Below are 5213 nucleotides of genomic sequence, written 5' to 3'. Positions count from 1 at the left end.
GTATTGCCAACCAACTAAAATTTAAAATTTATAACGATCTTACGGCGTTAAATCGTAAATCAAATTTGATCACATTGCCTACAAGCCATTAAACAAAATAATAAAAGCATAAATTTGATATACGCAACAAAATTTTGCGAACGAGATAATGAAATTTACAGATTATTAAGATCAAACACGAGCCTAAATTTAGCCTCAGCTCGTCTGCTGTGCCAAATTTAGAAAACGTGCAAAAAGTAAAATTTAGCAAAGTTCACAACAAAAAACCAGCCTATAAAACAAATTTAAACAAGCCAGCAGTTTAAATTTACCTCATCAAAGCTATTTGCATAAAATAATGCGTAAAATTTTATAAATTTTATTACACACTAGGCGAGAATTTTCTCTATCAGCTCTCTTTTTAGCACAAAGTCATAGCTAAAAGCATCCACCACGACACCAGCGTAACTGCTCTCTTTTAGCATCGCTAGATACTCTTTTAGCCCTATCTCTATGCTCTCTTGCTCGCTGTCGTTTCGCCAAAGTTTCATCGCCTCTTTGCTTGTAAATGCCGGAAAATAGCTAAGCTTTTCGCCCTCATCTTCAAGGAGGATAAATTTGATATTTGAGCCCTCTTCTTCATAGACGACGCCACCATCAGGCTTTGCAAGCGCTTGGTTTAAAAGCACCGGAGCAAAAAATGTGGCCTTTTTCAAAGCTGATATCAAATTTATCTCATTTTTCTGGCAAGGATCATTTAAAAATTTATCCATCGCTTCTTGCATTTTAGCCCCTAAAAGCCTCATCTACGGCCTGGCAGATCGTGTGGATGAAAAAGATGTGCGACTCTTGAATTCTTGCTGTATCGCTTGAGCTAACGACTAAATTTAGATCACATCCTTCATTCATCGCACCACCGCCTTTGCCGCTAAGTCCAAGCACCAATGCGCCCATCTTCTTGGCACTTTTTATAGCTTCAAGGACGTTTTTGCTGTTGCCACTTGTTGAGATCGCCACGAGCAAGTCGCCTGACTGGGCTAAAGCCTCAAACTGGCGTGAGAAAACATAGTCAAAGCCATAATCGTTGCCAATGGCCGTAAGCGCCGAAGTATCGGTAGTTAGCGCAATGCCTGGTAGCGCTTGACGCTCGCTTTTATATCTGCCAGTTAGCTCGGCCGCAAAGTGTTGAGCGTCCGCTGCAGAGCCGCCGTTGCCACATATCAGCACCTTTTTACCATTTTTTAGCGTATCAGCTACCATCTGGCAAGCACGCTCCAAGCTAGCCAGCAAATTTACATGCTCGCTAAATGTCTTTTGGTGAGCTTCAAGCTCATTTTTTATCATCGTTTTTAGCATATTTTATCCTTTTTATTATCCCTGTTGTGCTTTTACCCTCGACAAAGTCAATCAGTCTGACCTCTTTTACTATCTCGCTGCCAACGACCTCTTTGCCCTTGTAATCAGCCCCTTTTACAAGCACGTCTGGCTTTATTTTGGTGATCAAATTTAAAGGCGTATCCTCGTCAAAAATGACTACATAATCAACAAATCCAAGCCCACTTAGCACGCAGGCTCTATCATTTTGCGAATTTATAGGACGCTCATCACCTTTTAGCCTCTTAACTGAAGCGTCCGAGTTTAGTCCAACGACCAAAAGATCGCCAAGCTCTCTTGCGCGCGCTAGGTATTTTACGTGTCCAGCGTGCAGGATATCAAAGCAGCCATTTGTGAAAACGACCTTTTTCTTGCCCTTTTGGCTCAAAATTTCTTCTAGCTCCTCAACGCTTTTAAGCTTGTGCTCGAAATTTGCTCCAAATGAGCTATTTAGCAGCTGCTCAATCTCGCTAAAGCTAGCCGTTGCGCTACCTATCTTTGCTACAACTACGGCTGCTGCAAGGTTTGCTATCTTTATCGCCTCTTTTATATCAGCGCCAGTTGCTAGCATGTAGCCAAGTGTGGCAAGCACCGTATCTCCAGCACCAGTGACGTCAAAGACCTCTTTTGCTTTGGCAGCAAAGATGTGTAGCCTGTCGTCATAAAGCGCGATGCCCTCTTCTGAGATCGTGATGATCGAATAGGTCAAATTTAGCTCGTCCTTTAGCTGTTTTATCGCCTTTTCAAGCTCGGCCTTGTCTTTTATCTTTAAATTTGTAGCCTCGCTCGCCTCTTTTTTATTTGGCGTTAGAAGGGTCGCGTTTTTGTATTTTGAGTAGTCGCTGCCTTTTGGGTCTATGAGCACTGGGATATTTAGCCTCACGCACTCGTTTATGATCTCTTGGCAGACCTTCTCGCTAAGCACGCCTTTGCCATAGTCGCTTAGCAAGACGGCCTTAAAATTTGCAAGGTTTTCTTTTACTTTTAAGACAAGCTCATCTTCTAAATTTATCTTGACAACACTCTCTTTATCGATCCTGACAACTTGCTGGTGAGATGCCATGATACGGCTTTTTATCGAGCTTTCACGCCCTTTTTCAGTAAGTATCAGCTCATCTTTTACATTTAGCTCAGCAAGCTTCTCTTTTATCTTTTTGCCAGCCTCGTCATCTCCTAAGACGCTAGCCACGCTCACGTTTGCGCCAAGGGAGAGTAAATTTCTCACCACGTTGCCAGCGCCACCAAGGGTGTAGGTTTCGTTATTTATCTTTACGACCTGCACTGGCGCTTCAGGAGAGATGCGCTCGCAGCTGCCCCAGATATAGTGGTCCAGCATGAGATCGCCGACGACTAAAATTTTAACTCTCTTAGCCATTTATCTCTTCCTTATAAATTCTCTTTATCTCTGGCAAGTAGTCTTTTATCGCCTCTTCCAAGCTCCAAGTCGCGCTAAAGCCAAATGCCTCGCGAGCTGGGGCCACGTCGGCCTCAGTGTGAAACTGATATGAGCCGATAAATGGGTTTTTTATGTATTCGTTGCCTAAATTTACGCCGATCTCACGCTGCAAGATGTCAGCGATATCTTGAAAGCTTCTAGCCTTGCCAGTAGCTGCGTTATAGACGCCACTTGGCGCGTCAAGTGCTTTTATGTTTGCATCGATGATATCTTTTATATAGACAAAGTCACGCTTGATCTGGTCGCTGCCCTCAAAGAGCTTTGGCGTCTTGCCGGCCAAAATTTGCAGGCCAAACTGAAGCACCATCGAGGCGGTCTTGTTTTTAAAAAACTCACCCTTGCCAAAGACATTAAAATACCTTAACCCAACCACGCTCACACCACGCTTTGCATAAATTTTATTGATATTATCCATGCTTAGCTTGCTAAAGCCATAGACATTATTTGGCGCTTCGCACTCGCCAACTGTTTGTGGGCTCTTTGCGTTGCCATAAGTCGCCCCTGAGCTTGCGTAAATCATCTTTGCGCCCAAGCTCTCGCAGATATCTAGTAAATTTACAAAGGCATTTACATTTGTTTTTATAAGCTCATCTTGCTCTTTTACGGTCGTATCAGAGATCGCTGCCTCGTGGTAGATGACGTCTGGAGCAAAGTTTCTTATCTTTTCAAGTGTGCTGCGATCGTTGATGTCGCCAGCGTAAATTTCACCCTTAAAGCCAAGTAAGTTTTTAAAATGCCCAAAGCTTTTTAGGTTGCCATTGCTAAATGTTTCGTCGTTTCTAAATTTATCCACGACAAGCACGTGAACATCTTTATAGTTTTCGTCAAAATAATGCGCTAAGGCTGAGCCGATAAAGCCAGCGCCGCCAGTTATAACTATCTTTTTTCCGTTTAAATTCATAGTGATTTTTCCTTTTTTAGCTTATTTAAAACATCTCTTACATCTTTAAAATTTATCCCATCAAGCAAGAAATTTCTACCAACACCTGCCCTTTTGCCAGCCTCAACGTCGCTTGGCTTATCGCCTATCATGAGCGAGTTTTCAAGGTCTATGTTAAACTCTTTGCAAGCATCGAGTATCATTTTTGGATTTGGTTTTCTACAAGCGCAATCCGCCTCTGGAGCGTGCGGACAAAAATAGACTTTTGTGATAAAAATTTGCTCTTTTTTGAAATTTTCTAGCATAAATTTGTTTAGAGCGTCAAACTGCTCCTGCGTGTAGTAGCCCCTGCCGATGCCTGATTGATTTGTCACGACAAAGAGCTTGTAGCCAGCCCCAGCAAAATCTCTTAAGGCGTCAAAAATGCCATCAATAAATTTGAAGTTCTCAATCTCACAAACATATCCAGCGTCCTCATTTATGACGCCGTCGCGGTCTAGAAAAAGTGCTTTAATGGCTATATTTTTATTCATTTGGTGATTATAACCAAAATATTTTAACTAGCCTCTTGCAAATTTACCTTTTTATATTATAATGCCGACACTTTTCTAAAAAGGATGAAAAATGAAAAAATTACTAATCGTTTCTGGCGTTGCAGCTCTACTTTCAACTGCTGCTTTTGCTGCTGATAGCGCTACGATCTACAAAAAATGTATCGCCTGTCATGGAGCTAAAGCTGAAAAAGTTTTCAATAACAAAGTTCCAGCTTTAACATCACTTGACGCTGCAGCTATCGAAGAGGCAATAAAAGGCTACAAAACAGGAGCAAATAAATTTGGTCTTGGCGCTATGATGAAACCGATCGCTACTCCAATGAGCGATGACGACATCAAAGCAGTTGCAGAATACATCCAAACACTAAAATAATCATAGGGGCGCTCGCCCCTTTTTCTACAAATTTAAACTCACGCCAAATTTCAAAAGCTCTTTTGGCAGATAGTCATCGATGTTGTTGATTGTATTGTTGTCTATTTCTATTAAATTTAGATTGTATTTTTTATAAAGCTCTATCTTTTGCTCTTTTCTTTTTATATACGCCTCGTCATCTTCCAAGCCCCAAAATTCAACATAGACCTTGCCTTTTGGTATGTAAAAATCACAATATATGTCCTCTTTTATCGGCACTCTTTTTTCATAAGCGTAGGCTATGCCCTCAGCAAAAAGCCAGTTTGCGATGACTAGCTCTGCCCTACTTCTTACATAGTGGCCGTCGTTTGTTCGGTATTCAGCCTTAAATTTCTCTCTAAAATCTTCTTTTTGCTCTTCTTTGGCCGTTTTTGCGGTATTTTTCATTATCTCATCTACGAAATTTTCGTTATAAACTATCCTCTCATCCCACCTAATGCTAGCCCTACCCATGTAGTAGTTTTGCATGCCACCATAGTATTTGCCAACATCTGTTACGTTGTAGCCACTGTCACATTTTTTTATAAAGCCCAAATTTAGCAAAGCCAAATTTACATC

The 5213-nt window shown here is 41.5% G+C and carries 7 protein-coding genes; 1 reads left to right on the top strand and 6 read right to left on the bottom strand.

Annotated elements, in window-relative coordinates; all coding sequences use genetic code 11:
* Nucleotides 1-368 precede the first annotated feature (368 nt).
* From Q0296_RS05405 to gmhB, 5 genes are read right to left on the bottom strand one after another with little or no spacing between them, the layout of a single operon-like run.
* Entirely contained in the window at nucleotides 369-764 is a 396-nt protein-coding gene (locus Q0296_RS05405; protein WP_107856273.1) for an SseB family protein, read from the bottom strand.
* Between the two features lies 1 nt (nucleotide 765).
* A complete protein-coding gene (gene gmhA, locus Q0296_RS05400) occupies nucleotides 766-1335 on the bottom strand; it encodes a D-sedoheptulose 7-phosphate isomerase (RefSeq protein WP_298037658.1) in 570 nt (189 codons plus the stop codon).
* Nucleotides 1310-2728 (bottom strand): D-glycero-beta-D-manno-heptose-7-phosphate kinase, encoded by a 1419-nt coding sequence (gene rfaE1 / locus Q0296_RS05395; protein WP_298037652.1) that lies wholly within the window; start codon nucleotides 2726-2728, stop codon nucleotides 1310-1312. The genes gmhA and rfaE1 overlap by 26 nt, the downstream gene beginning before the upstream one ends.
* Nucleotides 2721-3710, bottom strand: a complete 990-nt coding sequence (gene rfaD, locus Q0296_RS05390; RefSeq protein WP_298037642.1) for an ADP-glyceromanno-heptose 6-epimerase — start codon at nucleotides 3708-3710, stop codon at nucleotides 2721-2723. The genes rfaE1 and rfaD overlap by 8 nt, the downstream gene beginning before the upstream one ends.
* Nucleotides 3707-4222: a D-glycero-beta-D-manno-heptose 1,7-bisphosphate 7-phosphatase gene (gmhB, locus tag Q0296_RS05385; protein ID WP_298037634.1), complete on the bottom strand. Its 516-nt coding sequence runs from the start codon at nucleotides 4220-4222 to the stop codon at nucleotides 3707-3709. The genes rfaD and gmhB overlap by 4 nt, the downstream gene beginning before the upstream one ends.
* A 91-nt stretch (nucleotides 4223-4313) precedes the next feature.
* On the opposite strand from gmhB, the gene Q0296_RS05380 reads away from it, so the two are divergent.
* A complete protein-coding gene (locus Q0296_RS05380; protein ID WP_298037631.1) occupies nucleotides 4314-4616 on the top strand; it encodes a c-type cytochrome in 303 nt (100 codons plus the stop codon).
* A gap of 24 nt (nucleotides 4617-4640) precedes the next feature.
* Here the strand turns inward: Q0296_RS05380 and Q0296_RS05375 are convergent.
* Nucleotides 4641-5213 (bottom strand): hypothetical protein (locus Q0296_RS05375; RefSeq protein ID WP_298037628.1); only part of this gene is annotated, 573 nt, incomplete at its 5' end.

This window comes from uncultured Campylobacter sp. (genome assembly GCF_937890585.1).
In the GTDB taxonomy this organism is placed as follows: Bacteria; Campylobacterota; Campylobacteria; order Campylobacterales; family Campylobacteraceae; genus Campylobacter_A.
Note: the sequence above shows the minus strand (reverse complement) of the source record. Positions and strands in the feature narration are given on the sequence as shown.